The following is a 24,214-nucleotide window of genomic DNA, read 5'->3' as shown; positions in this document are numbered from 1 at the left end:
TCGTCAATCTTTTTCATCGTTATCGTTTGATGGAGACCCTGATATTATCTATATATACGTAGACCGTCTTAGCCGTAATGGTCGACGCCCCCGCGTACTCGATGCGGTAAGATGTTCTCCATGCGAGCCGGTGGGCATTGGTGCAGCCGGGCACCTCTATTCCCTCTTTATGCAACGGAAGAGAGGTATAACTGCCGTCGGTACCCGCATCCTCCGCCGCCAGCACCGTGTTTTCGATGCCGTTGGTGTACGCTACCGCACCCGTTCGGGTATCGCTCCCGAACTCGTACTGCGAATAGACGACCGCCTGGCCGAAGAAATTTGTCCCTTTCTGCGAAGTACCGCCGATGTCGAACGACACGTCGAGGGTGACGGTCGCCCCCTCCTTGATAGCCGCAAGCAACGGCGTATCCATCCTGCCGCGCTTGTTGTCGCCGCTGTCCGGGTCGGGAAGAATGGCCGAAGAGCCGAGATAGGCCGATATCCTCGCCGCCGTTCCCGCCTCCAGCCCGAAACGCGAACCCGACCAATCCGGCAGGCTGTAACCATCCAGCTCCACCGTCGAATCGTCCTCTCCGCCGGCTGCTCCGCTGAAATCCTCGTAAAACAGGTACGGAACCGTAAGCCCGACCGGTGTGCCGCCCGCCTCGGGGAAAGGAGCGACGGTCCGTCTCTCCGATACTATGGCACTGGCCGATTCGTAAGTGAACGTAAACTCCCCGTTCTTCATCAATGCACCGTTGTCTATACCGTCGTACCGGTCGTAATAGCAGAGCCGGTAGCTGTTCTGCGAATTGATTTCGAAACTGCACGTATCCGTCCCGTTACGGAACTTCGCCCCCTCCGGCGCCCTAACCGTAAAACGTTCGGGCTCTTCACCGAGGTTGTTGCCCGTAACGGAGAGGTCTATCCACGCCACCGGCAGCTCCTGCGGCACGGTCAGATTGACGGGCGTGATACGTCCCGCCTCCAGCATCCTGTCCATCTCCACCTCCAGCGAACCCGACTGATAGCCGTTGGCGTCGTAGGCGGTGAACCGCACCGTACCGGAAACCTGCCCCGGACAAAGGAAAAGCCACACATACGCTCCGTCCGGCGAATCCTCCTCCGACTCGTGCAACGGTTCCGAAAGGACGGCCGTCACGGTCGCACTGCCCTCCGTCAGCACGGGAGGAGCCGTCGGAGCGGCCATATCCGCCGTCATCGTCCCTACCACATCGCGCGGAAACTCGACACGCAACTTCCGGACACCCACCCCCCACAGGTTACGTCCTTCCGGTATCTGTATGCGCATGACATGACATTGATGGATGAAATTCATGGAGAGCTCCTCCGCCTCCGAAGTAAGCGCCTGCCCCCGAACGGGTTCGGCAAGCATGAAATCGAAATTTTCCGAATAGCCCCGATAGCGGCCGGACTGTACGGCGGGCAGATGCCAGGTCACGGACGTACCGTCCATACGCTCCGGCAGGGGATAGGCTCCGTAATAGCTGTACTCCCCTTCCGCCATCGCAGGCATCTCCGCTGCGAAAAGCGCCTCGCCGGGATAGGCCCTATAACAGCCGAATGCCCGGCCGACCGGACTTCCGGCGTCGTCCGCCGACCGGTAATAGACCCCTATCGTATCCCGTTCCGACCAGAAGCACCGGTCCAATGCCTCGCCCCCGATAAAGGTTCGCGACACCGGTTCGGGTACTTCTCCCTCCTGCACGGCACGGACATATACCCGCCGGAGCACCTCCTCTCCGCAACCGTTGCCCATGCCGGCGGAACAGCCTGCCGCAAGACACATGGAGAGAACCGCCACAATCGCGGGAATCCCTATTTTCCGTCTCTTCTTACCGTCCATCGGCACAATCGTTCCTTAACTTTCGCACCCGCCGGCAACCCCGCACCGACAGGCCATAAAACAATAGCAGAATGTACAAAGGTAGAAAAAAGCGGCCAATAATAATATATATTTAATTTTCCCGATACGATGGCCGGGCGGCACATCTCCTCCTCCGCCCCGCAAACCCCATAAAAATGAAGTTTCCGCAGAAAATTCCTGCGGAAACGACATGGGGCCCGACCGTCCGTCACGGACAGTGACAGGGCCAAGAATCCAACAACACAAAGCTACAAAATCCATGCTCGCTCACATCGTCCGCAAAGCGGGCGCCACAAACCAAATCTCGCCGACATCCCGATCCGAGGTTCCGGGAATCCGTTTGGAAACGATACGCCCGTCCGGAACCTCCGGGGCGTTTATCCCGAAATCATCGTCGTTCACTACGCAAAGGGTTCCGTCTCCGAGGAGGCACATCCCCTCCGGCTTGTCGTGGGGATAACCGGGCGCTGCGGCGAGGATGTCGCAAAAAAGCTCCTTCTCCACGGCCCTGAGGCCATACCCGGCCAGCCGGCCGGGCGCAAGGGTATCGACGGCCATGTATCCGTCCAGCGGAGAGATATCGGAAGCCTGCGAGAGGTCAATACGGAAAACCTTCTTGAAACCGCGCCCCTCTGCAGGAAACTCCGCATCGCGCTCCAGCACGAGCAAATCTCCGCCGCCGAGCACGCAGAGTTCGCTCACCACATTACCGGGGTCCTCGAGCGGATAGAGATACTGCGCCGTCCGGCCGTCGGTGGGACGGAGCGCCACGATACGGCAGAACACCGCAGTATCTTTCGTGGAGGCGTCCGGATTGTAGAGCGGCGACTGCATGATGCCGAAGAGCATGTCCGCTCCGGCATCGTAGGCGAGCCCCTCCATGCCGCGGTTGGGCCGGCGACGGGCCAGCACTTCGGGCAATCCCCCGTTGAAGGGGCTGTACTCCTCAAGCAGCCTCCCCTCGCCGTCGAAACGGAGCAGGTAAGGGCCGTACTCGTCGCTCACCCAAAACGTACCGTCGCCCGCCAGTGCGAGCCCTTCGGTATCGAGACCGCGTCGCAGGCTGTCGCATACCGCCTCTCCGGCAAGGTCATACCCCACCTCTCCCGTACTGCCGTCACCGCCGGCGGCAGGCAGTCCGCTGAAAAGGTTTCCGGCAGCATCCCGAAGCGGCACCGTTCCGACCGCCTCGAGTGAATCGCCCGAAAGCCGGAACTTTCCCACCCGCGGAGCGAACTCCGGCAGTGCGAAAACCTTGCTCTCCGGCGTCGGCCCGTCCACGTTGGGTCCCCGGTCGGTCAGGAGCCAAAAACAGGAATCGGCCGCATCGTAACCCATTGCCGAGCCGTACCCGCCAATAAAGACAGGTGTTCCGTCCGCCTGCGGACATACCGTTTCAAAAGGTACCGCCACCCGTTCGGGCAGGGAGGAGGCAGCGCTCCCACACCCCCAGCACAGCGCAGCGGCCGCAACCGCCCCGAACATTCGCTTGTCTGCAACAACCGTTTTCATACGTTTTCAATTTGGGACAGGCCCTGCGACCTGCCTGTCTGAAAAATCCCCTGTATCCGCTGTTCCTATGTAAGACCGTCTGCAGTCCGACCGGACTGCTCCGCCCGGCTGCAGACAAGTCCTACGCCTCTTTTTCCGGTCACTCCCGGACCGTGCCGCCCGCATTGGAAGCCCCGCGGGTGGAGGTGCCGAACACCGTCCACTCCGCCGCGCCGTCCGTACGGCGACCGTATGTCTCGTCATCGTCGAGCGCCGGTATCTCCACCTCGTCGGTCACCGCCCCCGAAGCGTCGAGCAGCGTCAGCGCATCGCCCTTCTTGCCGAGCCCGAAATCGAACGACCCCTCCTCCTTGGCCACCATCACCAGATAACCGCCGGCCGGAACCACCGTTCCGGCCGGGAAGGTGAAGGCCTTTTCGACACCGCCGTCGTCATAGAGCACATACCCCTCCAGGTCGGCATCGGCGCTGCCTCCGTTATAGAACTCCACCCAGTCCTCGTCCTGCGAACCGTTGGTCAGTATCTCGTTAATCACCACGGCCACCTCCGGATGCACCTCCCCGCCGTTGCTGCTATTCTTGGTAGGCTCCATCTTCCGCAACACATCGCCTCCGTCGGGCATGCGCCCGTACGACATCACCTCATCGTCTGCAAAAGCGGGTATCTCCAACTCGGCCACCAGCACGCCCGCAGGGTCATAGACGAACACCCAGTCACCGCTCTTGCCGAGTCCGAATGAAGGTCCCTCCGCATTCTTCTTGCAGACGTCGTAGGTAAGGAACCCGCCCGCCGGAATGACCGTCCCGGCCGGAACGGTATAGGATTCGTCATCGGCTCCCTTGTCGTCCTTTATCACATATCCGCCGAAGTCTATCGCCGTATCGCTCGAATTATAGAATTCAATGAAATCCACCGACTCGTTCCACGGGAGCTGGGCCGTATCCTGGTTGTTGGTGAACACCTCGTTCACCCAAAGTCCCATCGTATTCGTCACGGGCTGCCGGGCAGGGCCCTCGTTGGGAGTTCCCTTGGTAAAGGCGGCGAATATCTGCCACTCCGGCGCCCCGTCGGTCACACGGCCGTAACTTTCGCCCCGTTTCATGCTGGGACATGCCACGCAGTCTATTTCGTTCATCTCGGCATCGGCCAACGTCACATATTCGTCGGGGCCTTTGCTGAGCCCCCAGCCCGGATAGTTCACGGGGTCGGCATACCACGCGTTGTCCTTGTCGCAGACCACCACGAAGAAGCCGCCCGCCGCAACGCGGGAGCCTTCGGGGAAACTCCATGCTTCGGCGCTTCCGCCGCTCTCCCACAGCTTCAGGCCACCGAGGTCGATGTCGCTGCCGCCCGCATTGTAGAGTTCGATGAAATCGAGGTCGTCCTTTTCACTGCCATCGGCATACGTGTAAACCTCGTTGATGACAAGCACCCCCTTCAGGGAGGCATCCGCTCCGCCCGTATTGGAAAAGCCCTTGGTCGGTACGGCGGCAATCCGCCACTCCCCGCCGCCGTCGACGGTACGGGCGTAGGACTCCCCTTTGGTATCGCCGAAATCGGGCGTATCCACCTCGTCCGCCACCTTGCGCTCGGAATCGAGCAGCACCACCTTGTCTCCCTTGGAGCTCAGACCAAAGGTAAAACTTTCGCCCTGGCCCGGCGACACCTGTTCGTACACCAGGAATCCGCCCGCCGGGATGACCGTTCCGGCCGGAATCACGAACTCTTCGGCAGCCCCCTTATCGTCCTGCAGAACGAATCCGCCGATATCGGCATCCGCCTCGCCGCCGTTATAGAGCTCGATGAAATCCATGTCATCGCCCGCGGGAGCCGACAGCACCTCGTTGATATACACCTTCGCATCCGAAGGTTCCGGTTCCGGAAGGGGGGCGCCGCCGCCCGTATTGCTCCGCCCTTTCGTAGGCGCAGTGAAAGCGGCGAATTCCGAACCGCCGTCGCTCCTGCGCCCATAGGAACTGCCATCCTCCATTACGGGAAGCATCACGTCGTCCACCACGTTACGCGATGCGTCGAGCAGCGTCACCCGGTCGCCTTTGGAGGAGCTGATGCCGAACGAGAACTCCTCCAATACGAGGAACTCCCCAGCACCTATCGTCGTACCTTCCGGTATGACGTACTCCTCTTCCGCCCCCTTGTCGTCCTGCAGGATGAAGCCGCCGATATGCAGCTCCTCATTCCCCGCATTGTAAAGCTCCACCCAGTCGGGATTGCAGGAATACACTTCATTGATGTAGAGCCCGTCGATATCCGAATCGCCGGGGTTCACATCGCTCTCCCTGTCGTTCTTACAGGATACCGCCACCGCCGCGAATGCGCAAAGCGCCGCGAAAACAATCTTTCTCATGCTCTTATCTGTCTGTTTATAAAATTTTCCGTATCAGAACGACAGCAACAGACGCAGCTGCAGGATGCTGAAGTCGAGCCCCGAAGGAAGCATCTGACTGAGCGGTTTCCCGTCGAGAGTGATGTGTCCCTTGTCGTCGGCATACTTGTCGTTGTCCATGTAGGTATAATTCAATCCTATCAGCACGTTCTGGTTCGGGTACCAGTTCAGCGACGCGGAATAGCTCGTGGCCGCTCCGCCGGTAATGACCGCCCGTGCATCATGGAAATCGTTCATGTTGATGTTGCTCGCCCGGACAGCCAGTTCGAGGTTCCCGCCCCGACGCACCTCCATGGGCCCGAATTCGGCATCTTCGGGTGCATAACGACGCTGTTCGCCGCGCAGCATGTAGGAGGCCGTGGCATACCAGCCGTTAAAGGAGGCGTTCTTCAGCGGTATCCGCTCCCCGCCCGAAAGCCCGTAGCGGGAGAGTTCGGTGAAGATGTATTCGCCGTAGACGAGCAGCTTGCGCCATCTGAAAGCGAGCTCGGCACCCACCGTATAGTAACTCTTCACATTGAATATCTCGGCCCTCACGAAACGCCTGCGGTCCGTGCGGCTCTCCGGGAAGGTTCTGAATTCGACGAAACGCTCCGTTTTGCCGCTCATCTCCGGAACTCGCCAGGTACCGTAACCGCCGATATGGAGCGTCAAGTCCCTGTCGGCCAGCGGCGAAAAAGCCACCCGCGCCGTAAAGCCGTAACCGTCGCCGCCACGGTTCTTCTCCTTCTGGATGATGTCCACCTGCCGACCGAAGATGCCTCCCGACACCCACCAATGGTTCCCCCATGCGGTGGCCGCAGCCCCGAGCCGCCGCCCGCCGGCGAACGCCTCGACAGCCATCGGACGCTCCATGTTGATGAGATATTTGGAACTCGTCAGGCGTTCCATGCTCATTGGTTCCTTGAAATGACCGACTTTGACCGAAACCCGGTCAGAAAAACGGTACCCGATGAACATATCCTTCAACTCCACCTCGTTGTACGCGAAATCGAGGTCGAGCTCGCCGAACCATTTCTCATAGAGCGTGGCCTTGACTGCGAACCGGGCCCGCCGTATCGACATGCCGTTGCTGAAACGGAACGCCCCGTCGTCGTACTCGAGGTCCTTGTTGGGCTTGGACATCAGTCCGGAGACATCCTCCGAGGGGAGATAGGCGGCCGCATCCACATAGATGCGGTTGTCGAACCAGAGTCTGAACGCCCTGTCGCGCGTCTCGAACGTCAGTTTGCCGTTGCGAAACGAAGCGCGGGCAGGCATATCCTCCTGTGCGAAACCTGCGAAGCACGAAAAAGCGGTCCATATCACCAATAGCGTAAATTTCTTCATTGCATCGTTCTTGAATAATACGCCGCAAAAGAACCGCGGCGACTTTAACGAAGCGTTAAGGCGAGGTTAAAAGATTGTTACGCGCGTACCTCTCCCTATAGGTCCGAAAAACCGGAGGCGCAAATACGAAGTGATTTCGCTTTTAAAAAATTGTCCCTACCTTTACCTGCACCGCGGACGAAGGAGCGCAGGCAGCCGGGCCGCCCCTTCGGCCGCCCGGCAAAAATGAAAACTTAACGACACTATGATGAAATTCGCAGAACTGGCCGGAATACGCCAGAGTGTAAGAAGCTATTCGGGAAAGGCCGTCGAGGAGGAGAAACTGATGCAATGCATCGAAACCGCACGTCTGTCGCCCTCGGCCAACAACTCCCAGCCATGGAGGTTCGTCGTCGTGGACGAACCGGAACTCAGAGACCGCATCGCCGATGCGGCAGCGGGAATGGGGATGAACAAATTCGTCCGGCAAGCCCCCGTCATCATCGCCGTCGTGCTCGAAAAACAGAACATGCTTTCGGCTGTCGGAAGCGTCATACAGGACAAGGAGTACAGGCTGCTGGACATAGGCATAGCCGCCAACCAGCTCTGCCTGCAGGCGGCCGCGCTCGGACTCGGCACCTGCATGGTGGGATGGTTCGACGAAAACAAGGTAAAACGACTTCTCGGAGTGGACAAAAAGCGCCGGATACCGCTGCTGATAACGCTCGGCTATTCCGATGCCCCGGTACGGCAGAAAGTCCGCAAGCCGTTCGAAGAGATATACGGCCGCAACCGATACTGACAAGGCCGAACGTCCGTCCTACCGCGGTACCGCCGAACGGATAGCGAAACAGTGCCCCTACCGGTCTCCGGCAGCTCCGGCCCGCCTGCGGACACCGCTGCCGGAAGCGTTGTTGAGCACCACCCAACTGACAGCGGCTATGACGAGCACCATTCCTGCGGCAGTCATCCACGTAAACGGCTCTCCGAAAGCGAGTATGCCGATAACCATGGCCGTCAGCGGCTCCATGGCGCCGAAAAGCGACGTGGTCGTCGGCCCGATATACTTGATGGCCTGCACGAGGGTGATGTTGGAGATGGCCGTGGCGGGAAGGGCGATGCCCAGTACGCAAAGCCACATCTTCCAGCCGGTGACGAGGCGTATGCCGCCGTCGAACAGCAATCCGCAGCAGCCGAAAAGCAGCGCCCCGAAAGCGGTCACATAAAACGTCAGGGCCGCCGAATCTATCCGGGCGGCACGGGTCTTACGTACCCCTATGATATAAGTGCTGTAACAGACCACCGAAAGGCAGGCCGCCCCGATGCCGACCAAAGCGTGTCGCCCGCCGGCATTCAGGTCGCCCGCCGAAAGCAGGACGGCACCCAGCAGCGATACGAGTATCGCCACGACGACCTGCCACGAGATACGCTCCCTAAAGAAAAGGGCCATGCCGCACGCTACGGCGAGCGGATAGAGGAAGTGGATGGAAGAAGCCACCCCGGTAGCTATGTTCTGGTAGGCTATCACGAGGCTCAGGGAGGTCATGGCCCGGGCCGTTCCCAGCAGGCATACCGTCCCGAGGTCGCGCCACCCGATGCGAAAGTTCTGCCGCACGGCGAGTCCAAAACATCCGAGTGCCAGCGAAGCGACGCCCCAACGGTAAAACAACACCTCGAACGAGGAGAGGCCGCCCCCTATCAGCATCAGCGTGAAAAACGGTGCGAAACCGAACGTCGAAGACGAAAGTATCGCGTAAACTATCCCTTTAAAATTGTCGGTGCATCCCATATCGCTGCAAAATCCATCTACCCGCCGCAAAAGATTTGGCAAAGATAGAAGAGTTTTTCCGAAATCGGACCGTTTCGGAAAGAAGGGCCACAGCTGAACGGCCGGGAAAAAGGTTGTGCCCCGGCCGATAACGTCCAACCCGCAAAATAAAGCACCCGAACCCACGTTATAATCATTAGTCTGCAAGGCATATCCCCTTCTGCGGTCCGGGAAAGGGCGGAAAAACCCGGTGCGACAAAAAATCGCGACGAACGGCAGATGTCCGTTCCTCTTGACCAATATCCGCTGGAAGAGAGATGGATACATATCCGTCCGCGGGAAAGGAAGCCCGCCGGAACGGGACAGTCCCGGTCGCAAAAACAGATTTTGAGCGGGGGAAAGAGGGGAATTACGCCCCAATCCCTATATTTGTATGTTTTAAAATCCGACCGGACGTCAGATGACCGGCAACAACAAACACGCCCAACCATGGCAAAAAAGGAAAGGAAGAGACTCAGACTCACGAAACGCCAGGCCATTGCAGGAGCCGTCGTACTGGCAATAATAGCGGTAGCCCTCTATTTCATTTTCCGTAAACGTCCCCAGCCCGAGGTCCATCCGACCGTCGTAGTGGAGACCGTAACCACGGACGACATGGAGATTTACGGCGAATATGTAGGCCGGATACGGGCCCAGCAGTTCGTCGAGATACGCGCCCGCGTGGAGGGATACCTCGAAGAGATGCTTTTCGAAGAGGGTACCTACATCAAGAAAGACCAGGTGCTCTTCGTCATAGACCCGAAACTCTATAAGGCGCGCGTGGATGGCGCACGTGCCCAGTTGCAGAAAGACAAGGCCCTCGAACTCAAGGCCAAACGCGACCTGGACCGCATCCGTCCGCTCTTCGAGCAGAATGCGGCCAGCCAGCTCGACCTGGACAATGCCATCGCCTCGTACGAAAGCGCCGTGTCGGCGGTAATCATGAGCGAAGCCGACCTCGCACAGGCGGAACTGGCGCTCGGCTATACGACGGTACGCTCGCCTATTTCGGGATACATCAGCGAACGCAACGTGGATATCGGCACACTCGTCGGCCCGGGCGGCAAATCGCTGCTGGCCACCATCGTCAAAAGCGACACCGTACGGGTGGACTTCAGCATGACCGCCCTCGACTACCTCCGGAGCAAGGAACGCAACGTAAACCTCGGCCATCAGGACCCGACACGCGGATGGAACCCCTACATCACCGTCACGTTGGCCGACGACTCCGTATATCCCTACGAAGGACTGGTGGATTTCGCCGACCCGCAGGTAGACCCGCAGACGGGTACTTTCTCCGTACGTGCCGAGATGCCCAATCCCGACCATGTGCTGCTGCCGGGACAGTTCACCAAGGTCAAGCTGCTGCTCGACGTGCGCGAGGGAGCCGTGGTGGTACCCTCGAAGGCCGTCATCATCGAGAAGGGCGGCGCATTCATCTACGTCATCAGACCCGACAATGTAGCCGAAAGACGATTCATCGAGCTCGGTCCCGAAACCGACAACATGATGATAGTGGAGCGCGGGCTCATCCCCGGGGAACGAATTGTCGTGGAGGGATATCACAAACTGATGCCCGGCATGACGGTCGAAATCGTGGAACCTGTCGCCGGGGAAGCCGCCGCGGAGGGCATGGACAACAATGCGGAGGAATAGCCCATGAAAGCCGATTTCTTCATAGACAGACCGGTTTTCTCGGCGGTCATCTCCATCGTCATCGTCATCGTGGGCTTCATCGGGCTCACGATGCTCCCCATCGACCAGTATCCGCAAATCACACCGCCGACGGTCAAGGTGAGCGCGAGCTATCCCGGTGCCAGCGCACTCACCGTCAGCCAGGCCGTGGCGACGCCCATCGAACAGGAACTCAACGGTACGCCCGGCATGCTCTACATGGAATCGAGCAGCACGAATACCGGCAGTTTCAGTGCCACGGTGACGTTCGACATATCGGTCAATCCCGACCTCGCGGCCGTGGAGATACAGAACCGCGTGAAACAGGCGGAGGCCCGCCTCCCCGCCGAAGTGGTGCAGAACGGCATCAGCGTCGAGAAACAGGCCTCCAACCAACTCATGACCGTCTGCCTGCTCTCTTCGGACGACAAATTCGACGAAATATACCTGAGCAACTTCGCAACGCTCAACGTGGTGGACATCCTGCGAAGAATACCGGGCGTGGGCGGCGTATCGAACGTGGGCAGCCGCTACTACGCCATGCAGATTTGGGTACAGCCCGACAAGCTGGCCAGTTTCGGTGTAACCGTTCAGGACCTGCAGAGCGCACTGAAGGACCAGAACCGCGAATCGGCCGCCGGCGTGCTCGGCCAGCAGCCCATCGAAGGCGTGGATATTTCCATCCCCATCTCCACGCAGGGCAGGCTCTCTTCCGTGGAGGAGTTCGAGAACATCGTCGTACGCGCCAACCCGAACGGTTCGATAATCCGCCTCAAGGACGTGGCCCGCGTATCGCTCGAAGCACAGAGCTACAACACCGAGAGCGGGCTGAACGGCGGCAATGCGGCCGTGATGAATATCCGTCTGCTGCCCGGTGCGAATGCGATGGAAGTCTCCAAGCTCGTCCGGGAGTCGATGACAGAGATAAGCGCCTCCTTCCCGGAGGGCATCTCGTACCTCATCCCGTTCGACATCACCACCTACATTTCCGAATCCATCCACGAGGTCTACAAGGCACTTTTCGAAGCGCTCTTCCTCGTCATCCTCATCGTCTTCCTCTCGCTGCAGAGCTGGCGGGCAACGCTCATCCCCATCATCGCCGTCCCCATCTCGCTGATAGGTACCTTCGGCGTGATGCTGATATTCGGCTTCTCGCTCAACATGCTCACCTTGCTGGGCCTCATCCTCGCCATCGGTATCGTGGTGGACGACGCCATCGTAGTGGTGGAGAACGTCACACGCATCATGGAGGAGAAGAAAATCGGAGCCTACGAAGCGACGAAAGAGGCCATGCACGGCATCAGCGGAGCGCTGATTACCACCTCGCTCGTACTCTGCGCGGTATTCGTCCCCGTGAGTTTCCTTTCGGGCATCACCGGCATGCTCTACCGCCAGTTCACCGTCACCATCGTAGCGTCGGTACTCATCTCCACCGTCGTGGCCCTCACGTTGAGTCCGGCCATGTGCGCCCGGCTGCTCAAGCCGGATAACGGCCGTAAAAAGAATATCGTCTTCCGATACATCAACATCTTCCTCGCCCGTGGAAACCGGACTTACGAGAAGATGATTAAAAAGAGTCTGACCGTACCCAAACGTGTATTCGCGGGGCTGGGTATCATCGTGATAGGCATCTGGCTGCTGAACTACGCCGTGCCGGGCAGCTTCCTCCCCGAAGAGGACCAGGGCTATTTCACCGTGGAGCTCGAACTGCCCGAAGGAGCCACGCTGCAGCGGACACGCGAAGTGACCGACCGCGCCATCGCCTACCTCATGGCCCGTCCCGACGTCGAATACGTGCAGAGCGTCGCGGGGTCGAGTTCCAGAGTGGGAACGAGCCAGTCGCGCAGCGAGCTGACGGTCATTCTGAAACCGTGGAAAGAGCGCAAGAAAGGGAAACTGGACAAAATCATGGACGAGGTACGCAGCGAACTGTCGCGCTATCCGGAGGCCAAGGTGGTGCTCCGTACCCCTCCCGTCATCCCGGGGCTCGGTACGTCGGGCGGTTTTGAAATGGTACTGGAAGCAAGGGGCGAAGCCACGCTCGACAACCTGCGGCAGGCGTCGGACACCCTCATCTACTATGCGGCCCGCGACCGCAGGCTGAACGAGGTATCCTCCTCGCTGCAGCCCGAAATCCCACAACTCTACTTCGACGTGGACCGCGACCAGGTCAAACTGTCGGGCGTCCCGCTGGCCGACGTCTTCTCCACCATGAAGACCTTTACCGGGTCGGTGTACGTCAATGACTTCAACATGTTCAACCGTATCTACCGCGTTTACATACAGGCCGAAGGGACTTACAGGGCGCACAAGGACGATATCAACATGTTCTACGTGCGCGGCACGGGAGGAGTGATGATACCGCTCACCGCCCTCGGCACGGCCTACTACACCACGGGGCCGGGGGTAATCAAGCGGTTCAACATGTTCAACTCGGCCACCATTACCGGCGAAGCGGCACAGGGACAGAGCTCCGGACAGGCCATGGAGGTGATAGAGGAAATCGCACGGGAGAAGCTGCCGGAAAACATCGGCATCGACTGGAGCGGGCTCTCCTATCAGGAGAAGAAGGCGGGCGGTCAGACGGGTTACATCCTCGGACTGGTGTTCGTCTTCGTATTCCTCTTTCTCGCCGCACAGTACGAAAGCTGGTCGATACCGATAGCCATCATGCTTTCGCTGCCGGTAGCCGTCCTCGGCGCCTATCTGGGGGTATGGATATGCGGCCTGGAGAACAACGCCTACTTCCAGATTGGCCTGGTGATGCTCATGGGCCTCGTGGCCAAGAACGCCATCCTCATCGTGGAATTCGCCCAGGCCGAAGTCAAGCGCGGCGTGAACGTCACCACGGCGGCCATACACGCCGCAAGGCTCCGTTTCCGCCCCATCCTCATGACCTCGCTGGCCTTCATCCTCGGCATGGTACCCCTCGTGCTTGCGAGCGGCCCCGGTTCTTCGAGCCGGCAGGACATCGGCACGGGTGTTTTCTTCGGGATGATAGTCGCCATCATCGTGGGTATCGTTCTGGTACCGTTCTTCTTCGTCATGATACACAAGTTCACCGACAGGCTTAAAAAGAAGAGGGCATGAAGCAGACCGTAAAACACATCCTCCGGGCCTTGCTGCTCGTCGCCGTAGCGGCGGCAATGGGGTCGTGCGTACTCGGCAGAAAATACCAGAGTCCCGAGCTCAACCTTCCTGACCGCCTCTCCGACTCGGCCCCCGACAACGATTCGCTGCTGTTCGCCGACATGCGGTGGTGGGAAGTATATTCCGATACCACTCTCCGGAATCTCATATCCGCCACGCTCGCCAACAACAAGGATATGCGCATCGCGGCCGAAAGGGTACAGGAACTTGCCCAACTGCGCCGGATAGACAACGCCGCCATGCTTCCGCAGATAGGAGGGACGGCCTACGGCGAACGGGAGTGGGAGAATTACGGAGGCAACAATCCCGACGTCAGCCCCGAATTCGGAGCCAAACTCACGCTGGGCTGGGAGCTCGACCTCTGGGGCAATCTCCGCTGGGCACGCCGCAAGGGAGTGGCGGAATACCTCGAATCGGTGGAGGCGCAGCGGGCACTGCAAATGACGCTGATTGCGGAAGTGGCACAGGCATACTACGAACTGGCCGCTCTGGACAACGAACTGGCCATTGTCCGCCGGACGCTCGCCACCCGGCAGGAGGGGGTACGGCAGGCCAAGATACGTTTCGAGGGGGGCCTGACCTCCGAAACCTCTTACCAGCAGTCGCAGGTAGAACTTGCGAGTACCGCCACCCTCGTACCGGAGCTGGAACGGAAAGTGGCCGCCAAAGAGAATGAAATCGCACTGCTGGCAGGCAGGTATCCGGGGCCCGTGGAACGTTCGTCGCTCGACAACGCCATGAAACTACCGCAGGAGCTGCCGGTGGGACTGCCTTCCGAACTACTGCTCCGGCGCCCGGATGTCCGGGCTGCGGAACAGGCGCTCATAGCGGCCAACGCCGCGGTAGGCATGGCCTACACCGACCGCTTCCCGCGGATACGCCTCACGGGAGCCTACGGACTCGAAGGCGACGCCATACAGAGCATCCTTCAGTCCCCCTACGGTCTGCTGAGTGGGACGCTGACCACTCCCATCTTCTCATTCAACGCCAAACGCGCCAAATACCGGGCCCAGCAGCACGCCTACGAACAGGAGTGCGCACGGTACGAAAAGAAGGTACTCACGGTCTTTCAGGAGGTGAACGACGCCATCGTGGGCTACAACAGCGCCCGCGAAGCGTGCGTCCTGAAACGGAATCTCGAACAGGCCTCGCGCAAATACGTGGAGCTCGCCCGGCTGCAATACATCAACGGCGTCATCAACTACCTCGACGTGCTGGACGCACAGCGCCAGTATTTCGATGCACAGATAGGACTCAGCAATGCCATCCGGGATGAATACATCGCGCTCGTACAACTCTACAAGGCACTGGGCGGCGGATGGGACACGACGCCTCCGCCGACGGAAGAGCCGGAGGAACAGAGGGAAGAGCAGGGTACCCGCCCCGAAGTCTCCGAACCGCGATAACCGGCTCCTCCGGACGAGGAGCCGAAACAGGCGGCGACACGCTCCCATCTCCAGAAGGAAAAGGGTTGTCCACCGCAAGCCGCTGCCGCCCGCATCCGACAGGACAAAAGAGGCGAATGGACCGGTGGCCGGAACATCCGTCCATAGGATGAATCGTTCTTTTTGTAACCGGGAAGCGGAACCTGCCCGACAAATGCAAACTGCAAATCATAACCCTTCTCCATACCATGCGCACAAACCGTCCGATACGTCTTCTTTGCCTTTTGGCAGTGCTTCTGCTCGCCGCCGGATGCAAAAACCGGGAACCCCGACTCGTCACCCATACGCTCGAAGTTGCCCCTGCCGTCCTGTCGTTCGCATTCGATGAAACCGGCATATCCAAACGGATAGACGTCGAAACGGATGCTCCGTCTTTCAGTTTTTCGGTGAGCTACTCCGGCCAGGAGACCGACTGGCTGGAAACGGCACAGGAAGAAACATGTATCACGGTATCGGCCGCAAGCCGGAATGTTTCCGACGGCGAACGCCGGGCGACCCTCACGGTAAGTGCCGACCGGGCGGCTTCCCGTACCGTCGTCGTCACGCAGGGTAGCGAGGGGGAAGGGACGGACTATGCCGTCGTACTGTCGCCGGACAGCCTCGAACTTCCCGCCTACGGTACCCTGACGGGAGAGGCGGAAATCATCTCCGCCGGCAGCGGCTTCCGGGCAGAACGGGCCGCCGGGGATACGTGGTACGAGGTGCGCATCGAAAAACAGCGGCTCATCGTAACGGCCGCGCCCAACTCCTCCGCCGAGGCACGGGAAGGAGCAGCAACGGTCACGAATGCCGAAGGCGGTGAAGCCGTGCTGACCATCCGGCAGGCCGGAATTCCCGCCGCTTACGGAATCACCCTCGAACCCGCTTCGCTGACTTTCGCCTCCTCGGGCGACGAGCTGACCAAAACCGTCTCCGTCGTAACACAAGGAAGTGTTCCCGCCGCTTTGGTGACGTCCGACCAGGCCGAATGGCTCTCGGCGGAGATAGTGGAGAAACAACTCCTTGTGACGGCAACCGTCAATGACGGCGGTGAACGCCGCGGAGAGGTCACGGTCACCAATGCGGAAGGGGCCTTCGCGGTACTGGAGGTTACGCAGCAGGCGGCCGGCGATACCGGTATCGCTGTCGAACCGGCACAACTTTCATTCGGGCCGGAGGGCGGCCGCCGCACCTGCGGAATCACCGCCGGAGGAACGGAACTGACGGCCGCAACCGACACCGGAAGCACCGCATGGCTCTCGGCCGCCGTGACCGGAACGGCACTGGAGGTGACCGCCGCACCATGGAGCGGCAGCGGCGTACGGAGCGGAACCGTCACGGTACGCTCGGCGGAGGGAAGCGAGGCAACCGTGGCCGTATCGCAGCAGGGTACCCCCATCACCGACCTCTCCGGCACATGGCAGTGGCATTCGCTCTCCGCCACTACGGAAGACTGGACGAATACCTCCGAATTTTCCGGGACGGCGACCATTGCCCGCGAAAACGGCGGGTATGCCGTCACGGGCATCGCCGGCAGCGGCGTACAGGGGTTCGGCGGGGCGACGGCCACCATCCACCTCATACTGCGCAACGGTACGGCGGGAGTCTCCTTCGGAGCCGCTTTCCGAAAGGGAGACAAGCCCTACTATTCGGCCCCGCATCTCGTATTCCCGTCAGGAATCGTCGAGGCATGGACGGAGCCGGAAACCTTTCTTCCGGTATCGGTAGAACGGGACGCATCGGGACTCGAACGCCTCCTGCTGCCCGACCTTCTCACGGCCACTCCGGAACTCTTTCCCGACTCCGAACAGCTATGGGGCGAAACGGGCGAAGCGAGTTACATCTACTACGAAACCCTCACGATGGGCGGCATCGCCGTTCCAGTCCCGATAGAGTACCACCGGCACGTCGTCCTGACGCGACAACAACCGTAAAACGACGGAGTGAAAGGGCGGCCGCACAGCTTGCGGCTCCATACACAGACGACCGTACAAACCTGAGCGTAACACCGGAACGAACGGAACATCCGGACTGCGATACCTTCTGCCCGGCAACCGAAAAACGCCGCCCTTTCTCCGCCCGCTCCCCGGCGCCCCGACGATACCCCCATACGGCATCGGGCAGACGCACCGCATCCGGCAATGCGGCGAATAAAAAACTATGGATTAAAAAAGCGCACGGAACCGAAATTCCGCACGCCCCACCTATGAAAAGAATGGAGGTCGGGCGCCGTCACGGGTCTGACGGCGCCGTCCCGTTCCATATTTATCAGCCCACGACCTCCAATGCAAGCGGCCCTTCGTAACTGCCCGTCGTATGATACATGGCATCGGAGATGAAATCCCATTCGAGTCGGTAATTACCGTCTCCTGTTCCCGTTACCGCCAGGGTACCGCCGGTAATCCGGGCCTCCTCGCCGTTGTACTTGTCATCCTGCATCCGCAGGTACCAGGTTCCTTTCGCCGTCGACGGATGATTCCACAATCCCCGCTCGCCTCCGCTCACGGTAAAAGGCTCCGGAACGACCGAAGTCCCATCTTCGTTCTTGCCATCAAAATTCGGGGCAAGTGCGTACGTTCCGTCCGGAATCACGTAAATTCCCTCCTCGTTCTTTTCGATAGGATTCGTCGCAAGCTCTAACTGGAGCAATTCGCCCGAACCGGTATATTTGCCAAATTTCGACACGAACTCGATACCGCTACCCCACAGCGTAATATTCCACTCGGTATAGGCCAACTGCCGTTTATCGTTGTTGGGATAGACAATCGCCCTCGTTCCGGTCACTGTTCCTACCTCAACGTTTTCGAGAATCGTGCTCTGAAATTCGGGTTTTCCGGTCTGCGTCACCTTCACCTCATAGGGGCCGATACCCTCTTCGCCCGTATAAATCACGATACGGCCGGAACGCGGGTCGGCAGCTTCGTTTTTGTTGTTGTTCAGCAGCACCATCAAACCGACACGGTCCGACAGTTCGTTTTTCCGAACCGTAATCCAGTCGGTCGCGGCGGAATCGTACTCCACCCGATAGTCCCAATCGATATTTACGGCCCGTACATCGATGGAATAATTCTGGTTTTCGCCCAGATAATCGAACACGAATCCCTCCTCGGGCGTCGCACCGTTGCTGAGTGCAATATCGAGCGAAGGGGGTATCACCTTCTCCTTCTGTACGACGCGCACCACTTTCGGCGAAGCGGACTCCTCACTCGGTATTACGGTGATGTTGCCGGCACGTTCCACTGTATCGGGATTGTCGGACACCGCCACGGCAAACTGTCCTTCGCCCTCGGTCACGGTGAGCCACCCGCGGGCAGCCTCATCCACTTCGGTACGCCAGGTAAGTCCTTCGCCTTCGGTCATCACGGTCACCTTCTGTGTCGCCGCTCCCTCCGCCTCGAAAGTCAGCGAAGCGGGCTCCACGGTAATGGAATAGACAACAGGAGTGTCCGACGGCTGCTGGACAATCGTCACGGTCTTGTCTTTCACCTTGATGCCGCTGCCGCCAGCGGCGTTTACCGTCAGGGAGGCGGTACGCTGTTCGGCCTGCGGATTATCCTGTACGCCGACCGTCAGGAGCCCTTTCGTGCGGTCTTCGGTCACGGTGACCCACTCCGAGGCATTTCCTACAAGTTCGTATTCCCAATCGGTACCGACGGCCGTGACCGTTACCTCCTGGGCAGGGGCGGCGGCAGCCGCGAAAATGAGGGAAGTGGGCGACACCTCGAGCGACGGCTGCGGTTCGTTTTCCCCTTTGGTCGTACACGACACCGCAGCAAGGCAGGCCGCGGCGATAACGCACAATCTTTTTTCCATGGTCTGTTCAGTATTAGGTCAGTTAAAAATATGCTAAATAGACGGTTAATGTCCGGTACGGGCCGAAATTCCCTCGCCGCCGGGATGCCGGCAACAAACCGGTCCCGGCCCGGTATCCGCCTTCGGACGGATACCGGACGAAACCACGGACCAGCCACCTGTCAAATAACCTTATGTAAAAATTATGAAAAGAGTTTTTTGTTATTGCGCCGGAGGAATGATGTACCACGGGTAAATTCTCCCCTTCATACCCGCCGGCTGTTCCGTACCCGTACCGAGCACCACCCGACCGTCCGGCGAAACGCTTTTGATGAAGATATCCGACGGAATGATGAGGCCGTATTCGCTGTAAACCCATTCGGCTACCGTTCCGATGGCAACTCCCGCATTGAGGTCGTACACTTCGCCGCCGGCCATAGGCAGTGCAATGAATGCGATGCCCCCGTCGGTCACATGCACGCCCTTGGCACCGCTGTACTCCTCCAATACGACAGTCGTCTCCGTTTCCGTATTGTAAAAGGCCGGGCACGAACTGGCGACCGTCGAATAGTCGTCCGTATTGACCGTTATCTCCTGATAAGCGCCGGCTATCCAGTTGCCCGAGGGACTCATCTTGTAGATTTCGGCCTGGCTGACTATTCCGTTGGCATAGTAGAACGTCTCGTCGCCTTCCGGATAGGGAATGGTTACCGACTTGATTTCATGTACATCCTCGCCTACATACTTGACCTTGCCGTCTTTCCAGTAAATCATGGCTCCGTCGCTGTTGTCCCACGTCGTTCCATAAATCACGGAGCCGTCGGCGGAGATGCCACGCGCCATCGCCCCTACCGAGAAATCCTCGCCCTTGAAGTTCTTCTCGGGCATGGAAAGCATCCGGGCCTCGCCGTCCTCCCAAATTATCGGACGGTACTGACCAATGCGCTCTCCCTCCTGCTTTTCGCTGGTTGCATAACCTACCCATTTGGAACCGTCGCCCGAAACGCCCATCACGTTGCCCCGGTTCGTACAACCCTCCGGAATACTGGAGAGCATGTAGTCGCCGTTGAGGTCGAAAATGACCGAACCACCGTTCTCATGGTCGGAGATAAAAAGCTGGCCGTAATCGGTAATGGCAAACGGCTGACTACATTTGAAAAGCGCGGAAGGGAACGGACCGAGTTTGATTTTTTCTCCGGTCTCCGTGTCGATAATCACAGGATAGTATTCCCACGTATTGTCCTCCATCGCTTTGTTCGTAAAACCGCCGATGTACTTGCCGCTGGGCGACACTACGCCGCCGTTCTGGAACATCCGTTCCTTCCTGAAACGGTTGATGGAGAGGTCGGGTGCCAACTGATAGACCGTAATCGTCTGGGATGCCTGCCCGGCCGTCACCGTCACGGCAGCCTTTCGCTCGGCATCGCCATCATTGTCTTCTACTGATAGAACAAGGGTCGTACCGTCCTCTCCGGGTTCCGCCTTCACCCAGGATGCGGATGCTTCCGCCGCCCACTGCGCCGGAGATGTTTCCACCGTCACTGCCAAAGGCTCGTTATCCGTACCGAAAAAGGTACAGCCCGCCTGGCTGAGGCTCACGTATTGCAGTTGCTCCTGCGCCTCCTGCCCGCAGGCCGAGAGTGCGACAACCGCCAAAGTACACATAACACCTGTAAAAAACCGATTCTTTTTCATGAATAATTAGTAGGTTTAAGATTATCCAAAAATCTTCGTCACATCGGACCGTCTGCATGCACGCAATGCAAACATACGATTAAAAAAACATTAAAATGCTGATAGTTAATATTATTACATCTTTGCTCGCAAGACATATATATGCAACGAACCGGATATTTTCAGCATAAAATCCACAAAAAACCTTTTGCAACGTTACGATATGCCGACAGGGCCGCCGGCAATCACGTAGCGCCCGTCTGCAATTCTGTCAGCCAGCCGATACGATTTGTTGCCAGACTGGCATACAAAGGGTGACAGTTTGTACGGCCGGAGCGTTTGGCATATAATGTGCGACACATACTGCCGCAATGCGAAAAGCAGACGATATCACATAACATATAACTTCAAAACAGTTTAAGAGCTATGAAAATCAAACCGTTATCAGACAGAGTTTTGATACAGCCCAATCCGGCTGAAGAGAAGACGGCGGCAGGCCTCATCATCCCCGACACCGCGAAGGAAAAACCGCTCGCAGGCAAAGTGGTAGCAGTCGGCCCCGGCACATCGGAGGTAAAGATGGAGGTCAAGGTAGGCGACCAGGTACTCTACGGCAAATACGCGGGTACGGAGGTGACCGTCGAAGGCGAAACATACCTCATCATGCGCCAGAGCGACATTTTCGCAATCATCTAATCATTTCACACGCAAATAAATCATATAGCCATGGCTAAAGAGATAAAATACAATGCGGAAGCCCGCGAGCTTCTGAAAGAGGGCGTCGATGCGCTCGCCGATGCGGTAAAGGTAACGCTCGGCCCGAAAGGAAGGAATGTGATAATCGACCGCAAGTTCGGTACGCCGCACATCACCAAGGACGGTGTGACGGTAGCCAAGGAAGTGGAACTCGAAGAGCCCTTCGCCAACATGGGTGCCCAGATTGTCAAGGAGGTAGCCTCCAAGACCAATGACGACGCCGGCGACGGTACCACCACCGCCACGGTGCTCGCCCAGTCCATCATCGGCGTGGGCATCAAGAACGTGACCGCCGGCGCGAACCCGATGGACCTCAAGAGGGGTATCGACAAGGCCGTCGCAGCCGTTGTGGAGAACCTCCGCAAACAGAGCCAGAAGGTGGGCGACCACATCGAGAAAATCGAGCAGGTAGCGACCATTTCGGCCAACAACGACAACACTATAGGTTCCCTCATCGCCGAAGCCATGAGCAAGGTGAACAAGGAGGGCGTCATCACCGTCGAAGAGGCCAAAGGCACGGAGACCACCGTCGAGGTAGTGGAAGGCATGCAGTTCGACAGGGGCTACATTTCGGCCTATTTCGTGACCGACACCGAAAAGATGGAGGCGCAGCTCGACAAGCCGCTTATCCTCATCACCGACAAGAAGATTTCCACGATGAAGGAGATTATGGGCGTACTCGAACCCGTGGCACAGAACGGTCGGGCACTCGTGATAATTGCCGAGGACGTGGACGGCGAGGCGCTCTCGTCGCTGGTGGTGAACAAGCTCCGCGGTACCCTCAAGATAGCTGCCGTCAAGGCTCCCGGTTTCGGCGACCGCCGCAAGGAGATGCTCGAAGATATCGCCACGCTGACGGGCGGTACGTACATCACCGAAGACAAGGGTTACAGGCTCGAAGACGTCAAGCTCGAAATGCTCGGAACGGCCGACAAGGTGACCATCAACAAGGAGAACACCACCATCGTGGACGGTGCCGGGCGCAAGGATGCCATCAAGGCGCGCGTAAACCAGATACGCAAGCAGATAGAGACCACCACCTCCGATTATGACCGCGAGAAACTCCAGGAGAGGCTCGCCAAGCTGGCAGGCGGCGTAGCCGTACTCTATGTCGGCGCAGCCACCGAAGTGGAGATGAAGGAGAAGAAAGACCGCGTAGAGGATGCGCTGGCCGCAACGCGTGCAGCCGTGGAAGAAGGTATCATCCCCGGTGGCGGCGTGGCCTACATCCGTGCCATCTCCGCACTCGACAAACTGAAGGGCGAGAACGACGACGAGACGACCGGTATCGCCATCGTGAAGAGGGCCATCGAAGAGCCGCTCCGCCAGATTGTCGCCAACGCCGGCGGCGAAGGTTCGGTCGTAGTGAACAAGGTACGCGAAGGCAAGGGTGCTTTCGGTTACAACGCCCGCAGCGACCGTTACGAAGATATGCTCGAAGCAGGTATCCTCGACCCGACCAAGGTAGCCCGCGTAGCGCTCGAAAACGCCGCTTCGATAGCCTCCATGTTCCTCACCACCGAGTGCGTACTGGCCGAGAAGAAGGAGCCCGTACCCCCGATGCCGGCAGGCGGCGCAGGGATGAACGGCATGGGCATGATGTAATCAACCTGAATAACAGGGTGTCCCTCACGGGGTACCTTAACCGAAGAGGGGAGAGTGCGAATATCGCACTCTCCCCTCTTCGGTTAAGGTACCCTTAAAACAATTCCTCCCGCGAACTGGCCCAACCTCCCACCGACAGTACATCGTCCTCAAAGATACCGACAATACCGCCCTGCCCCTTATCCATTCGGCAAGCAGACGGAATTCGCTGCATTACGTTCGACACCGTATGACCCTATACACCTCATGGCGTATTGCATTCTTTGCACCACCGCTTATCCATGACCGTAAAATGTTGGACATGTAAAATAAATAACATATCTTTAGGGTGAAGATTTAAGTTTAACTCATAAAAACCTTCTATTATGAAAACCAGACTTCTTTTACTCCTTGTCGCCGCAGCGACGCTGTGCGGTTGCGACCGTTTAGGACACCGATTGACCTACTACACCTATATCAATGCTACGGACAAGACAGTTGTCGTGACACTTTACGACCAAGACTTCTATACGAATATTTGGGATCTCAAAGTAAATCCCGATGCCAAAGAAGTATTCCGCTTTGTCATCGCACCGGGAGAACAATACACCAGAATACTGCAGCCATATCCGGGTATGGGAAAAAAAAGTTTCTCTCCTCCGTTTGAGGATATAAAAGAGGCAAGATGTATTACCGTATCGAACGGGGAGAGCATAGTTTCACATCTAAGGCCCAATAATCTATTCTACCAATACAACGGCTTTTATGAAGAGACAAAATCCACGAATAAATCCGTCCATCTACAGTGTGTATTCGACGATGATTTTTTTAATGACTTCGGATTACCTGTGCCGGTTTACGATTAACTCCATAATTACCTAACTTAAAACTGTTGCAACATGAAAAGACTTTACCTGTTACTGCTTTCGGGGCTGCTCCTGGCGTCGTGCGTCAAGGAGGAGCTTCCCCAACCGTCGGAGGGCGAAGAACCCCTCTCGGCGGCCGTCACCCGCTCCGCTGGAGAGAAAGACCCGTACAAACTGTCGCTGGTGCAGGAGGTGCTCGACGCCAAACTCGTCCAAATGGGACAGCCGAGAATCGTGTTGGAACCGACCCACCAGTACGTATGCTTTTCTCCGACCGATTCGGCCCAGGTAGCTAATTGGAATCATTGAATACAATTGCACTTTACAATCGTAACGTATTGTCTTTTAAAAACAAATAATACGCCTTTGAAGCGATAGTTAAGTTTAACTCAT

The 24,214-nt window shown here is 58.2% G+C and carries 16 protein-coding genes; 9 read left to right on the top strand and 7 right to left on the bottom strand.

What is annotated here, in order from left to right:
• Positions 1 to 19 precede the first annotated feature (19 nt).
• The 4 genes from BQ5361_RS09520 to BQ5361_RS09505 all read right to left on the bottom strand — a co-directional run bounded on the left by BQ5361_RS09520 (position 20) and on the right by BQ5361_RS09505 (position 7,115).
• On the bottom strand, positions 20 to 1,849 hold the full coding sequence (locus BQ5361_RS09520; protein WP_035471172.1) for a hypothetical protein: 1,830 nt from the start codon (positions 1,847 to 1,849) through the stop codon (positions 20 to 22).
• Positions 1,850 to 2,137: 288 nt separating this feature from the next.
• Positions 2,138 to 3,382, bottom strand: coding sequence for an esterase-like activity of phytase family protein (locus BQ5361_RS09515; RefSeq protein WP_081976746.1), 1,245 nt, complete (start codon positions 3,380 to 3,382; stop codon positions 2,138 to 2,140).
• A gap of 139 nt (positions 3,383 to 3,521) precedes the next feature.
• Positions 3,522 to 5,747 carry a lamin tail domain-containing protein gene (locus BQ5361_RS09510; RefSeq protein ID WP_035471174.1) on the bottom strand — a complete coding sequence of 742 codons (2,226 nt, stop codon included), beginning with the start codon at positions 5,745 to 5,747 and terminating at the stop codon, positions 3,522 to 3,524.
• A 33-nt stretch (positions 5,748 to 5,780) separates the two neighbouring features.
• Positions 5,781 to 7,115 (bottom strand): OprO/OprP family phosphate-selective porin, encoded by a 1,335-nt coding sequence (locus BQ5361_RS09505; RefSeq protein ID WP_035471176.1) that lies wholly within the window; start codon positions 7,113 to 7,115, stop codon positions 5,781 to 5,783.
• 244 nt (positions 7,116 to 7,359) lie between these two features.
• Between BQ5361_RS09505 and BQ5361_RS09500 the strand changes: the two genes are divergently transcribed.
• Positions 7,360 to 7,896 (top strand): nitroreductase family protein, encoded by a 537-nt coding sequence (locus tag BQ5361_RS09500; RefSeq protein ID WP_317614670.1) that lies wholly within the window; start codon positions 7,360 to 7,362, stop codon positions 7,894 to 7,896.
• A 57-nt stretch (positions 7,897 to 7,953) separates the two neighbouring features.
• On the opposite strand, the gene BQ5361_RS09495 is transcribed toward BQ5361_RS09500, so the two are convergent.
• Positions 7,954 to 8,883 carry a DMT family transporter gene (locus BQ5361_RS09495; RefSeq protein WP_035471178.1) on the bottom strand — a complete coding sequence of 310 codons (930 nt, stop codon included), beginning with the start codon at positions 8,881 to 8,883 and terminating at the stop codon, positions 7,954 to 7,956.
• A gap of 468 nt (positions 8,884 to 9,351) precedes the next feature.
• Here BQ5361_RS09495 and BQ5361_RS09490 point away from each other — a divergent pair, with 468 nt between their 5' ends.
• The 4 genes from BQ5361_RS09490 (at position 9,352) to BQ5361_RS09475 (ending at position 17,083) form a co-directional block, all read left to right on the top strand.
• Positions 9,352 to 10,557, top strand: a complete 1,206-nt coding sequence (locus BQ5361_RS09490; protein WP_022064205.1) for an efflux RND transporter periplasmic adaptor subunit — start codon at positions 9,352 to 9,354, stop codon at positions 10,555 to 10,557.
• 3 nt (positions 10,558 to 10,560) lie between these two features.
• Positions 10,561 to 13,665 carry an efflux RND transporter permease subunit gene (locus tag BQ5361_RS09485; protein ID WP_035471180.1) on the top strand — a complete coding sequence of 1,035 codons (3,105 nt, stop codon included), beginning with the start codon at positions 10,561 to 10,563 and terminating at the stop codon, positions 13,663 to 13,665.
• A complete protein-coding gene (locus tag BQ5361_RS09480) occupies positions 13,662 to 15,131 on the top strand; it encodes an efflux transporter outer membrane subunit (RefSeq protein ID WP_071425030.1) in 1,470 nt (489 codons plus the stop codon). The genes BQ5361_RS09485 and BQ5361_RS09480 overlap by 4 nt, the downstream gene beginning before the upstream one ends.
• A 269-nt stretch (positions 15,132 to 15,400) precedes the next feature.
• Positions 15,401 to 17,083 carry a BACON domain-containing protein gene (locus BQ5361_RS09475; protein WP_257525935.1) on the top strand — a complete coding sequence of 561 codons (1,683 nt, stop codon included), beginning with the start codon at positions 15,401 to 15,403 and terminating at the stop codon, positions 17,081 to 17,083.
• A gap of 334 nt (positions 17,084 to 17,417) precedes the next feature.
• Here the strand turns inward: BQ5361_RS09475 and BQ5361_RS09470 are convergent, their stop codons facing one another.
• Both BQ5361_RS09470 and BQ5361_RS09465 read right to left on the bottom strand, forming a co-directional pair.
• Positions 17,418 to 18,962, bottom strand: coding sequence for a BACON domain-containing protein (locus tag BQ5361_RS09470; RefSeq protein WP_035471189.1), 1,545 nt, complete (start codon positions 18,960 to 18,962; stop codon positions 17,418 to 17,420).
• Between the two features lie 201 nt (positions 18,963 to 19,163).
• On the bottom strand, positions 19,164 to 20,606 hold the full coding sequence (locus tag BQ5361_RS09465; RefSeq protein WP_071425029.1) for a BACON domain-containing protein: 1,443 nt from the start codon (positions 20,604 to 20,606) through the stop codon (positions 19,164 to 19,166).
• A gap of 435 nt (positions 20,607 to 21,041) precedes the next feature.
• Between BQ5361_RS09465 and BQ5361_RS09460 the strand changes: the two genes are divergently transcribed.
• The 4 genes from BQ5361_RS09460 (at position 21,042) to BQ5361_RS09445 (ending at position 24,130) form a co-directional block, all read left to right on the top strand.
• On the top strand, positions 21,042 to 21,311 hold the full coding sequence (locus tag BQ5361_RS09460; protein ID WP_022064197.1) for a co-chaperone GroES: 270 nt from the start codon (positions 21,042 to 21,044) through the stop codon (positions 21,309 to 21,311).
• A gap of 30 nt (positions 21,312 to 21,341) precedes the next feature.
• Positions 21,342 to 22,976: a chaperonin GroEL gene (groL, locus tag BQ5361_RS09455; protein ID WP_022064196.1), complete on the top strand. Its 1,635-nt coding sequence runs from the start codon at positions 21,342 to 21,344 to the stop codon at positions 22,974 to 22,976.
• 365 nt (positions 22,977 to 23,341) lie between these two features.
• Positions 23,342 to 23,821, top strand: coding sequence for a hypothetical protein (locus BQ5361_RS09450; protein ID WP_035471191.1), 480 nt, complete (start codon positions 23,342 to 23,344; stop codon positions 23,819 to 23,821).
• A 33-nt stretch (positions 23,822 to 23,854) separates the two neighbouring features.
• Entirely contained in the window at positions 23,855 to 24,130 is a 276-nt protein-coding gene (locus BQ5361_RS09445) for a hypothetical protein (RefSeq protein ID WP_035471193.1), read from the top strand.
• Positions 24,131 to 24,214 lie beyond the last annotated feature (84 nt).

Origin of the sequence: Tidjanibacter massiliensis (genome assembly GCF_900104605.1) — a bacterium.
Classification (GTDB): Bacteria; Bacteroidota; Bacteroidia; order Bacteroidales; family Rikenellaceae; genus Tidjanibacter; species Tidjanibacter inops.
This window is presented reverse-complemented; position numbering and strand designations above follow the sequence as displayed.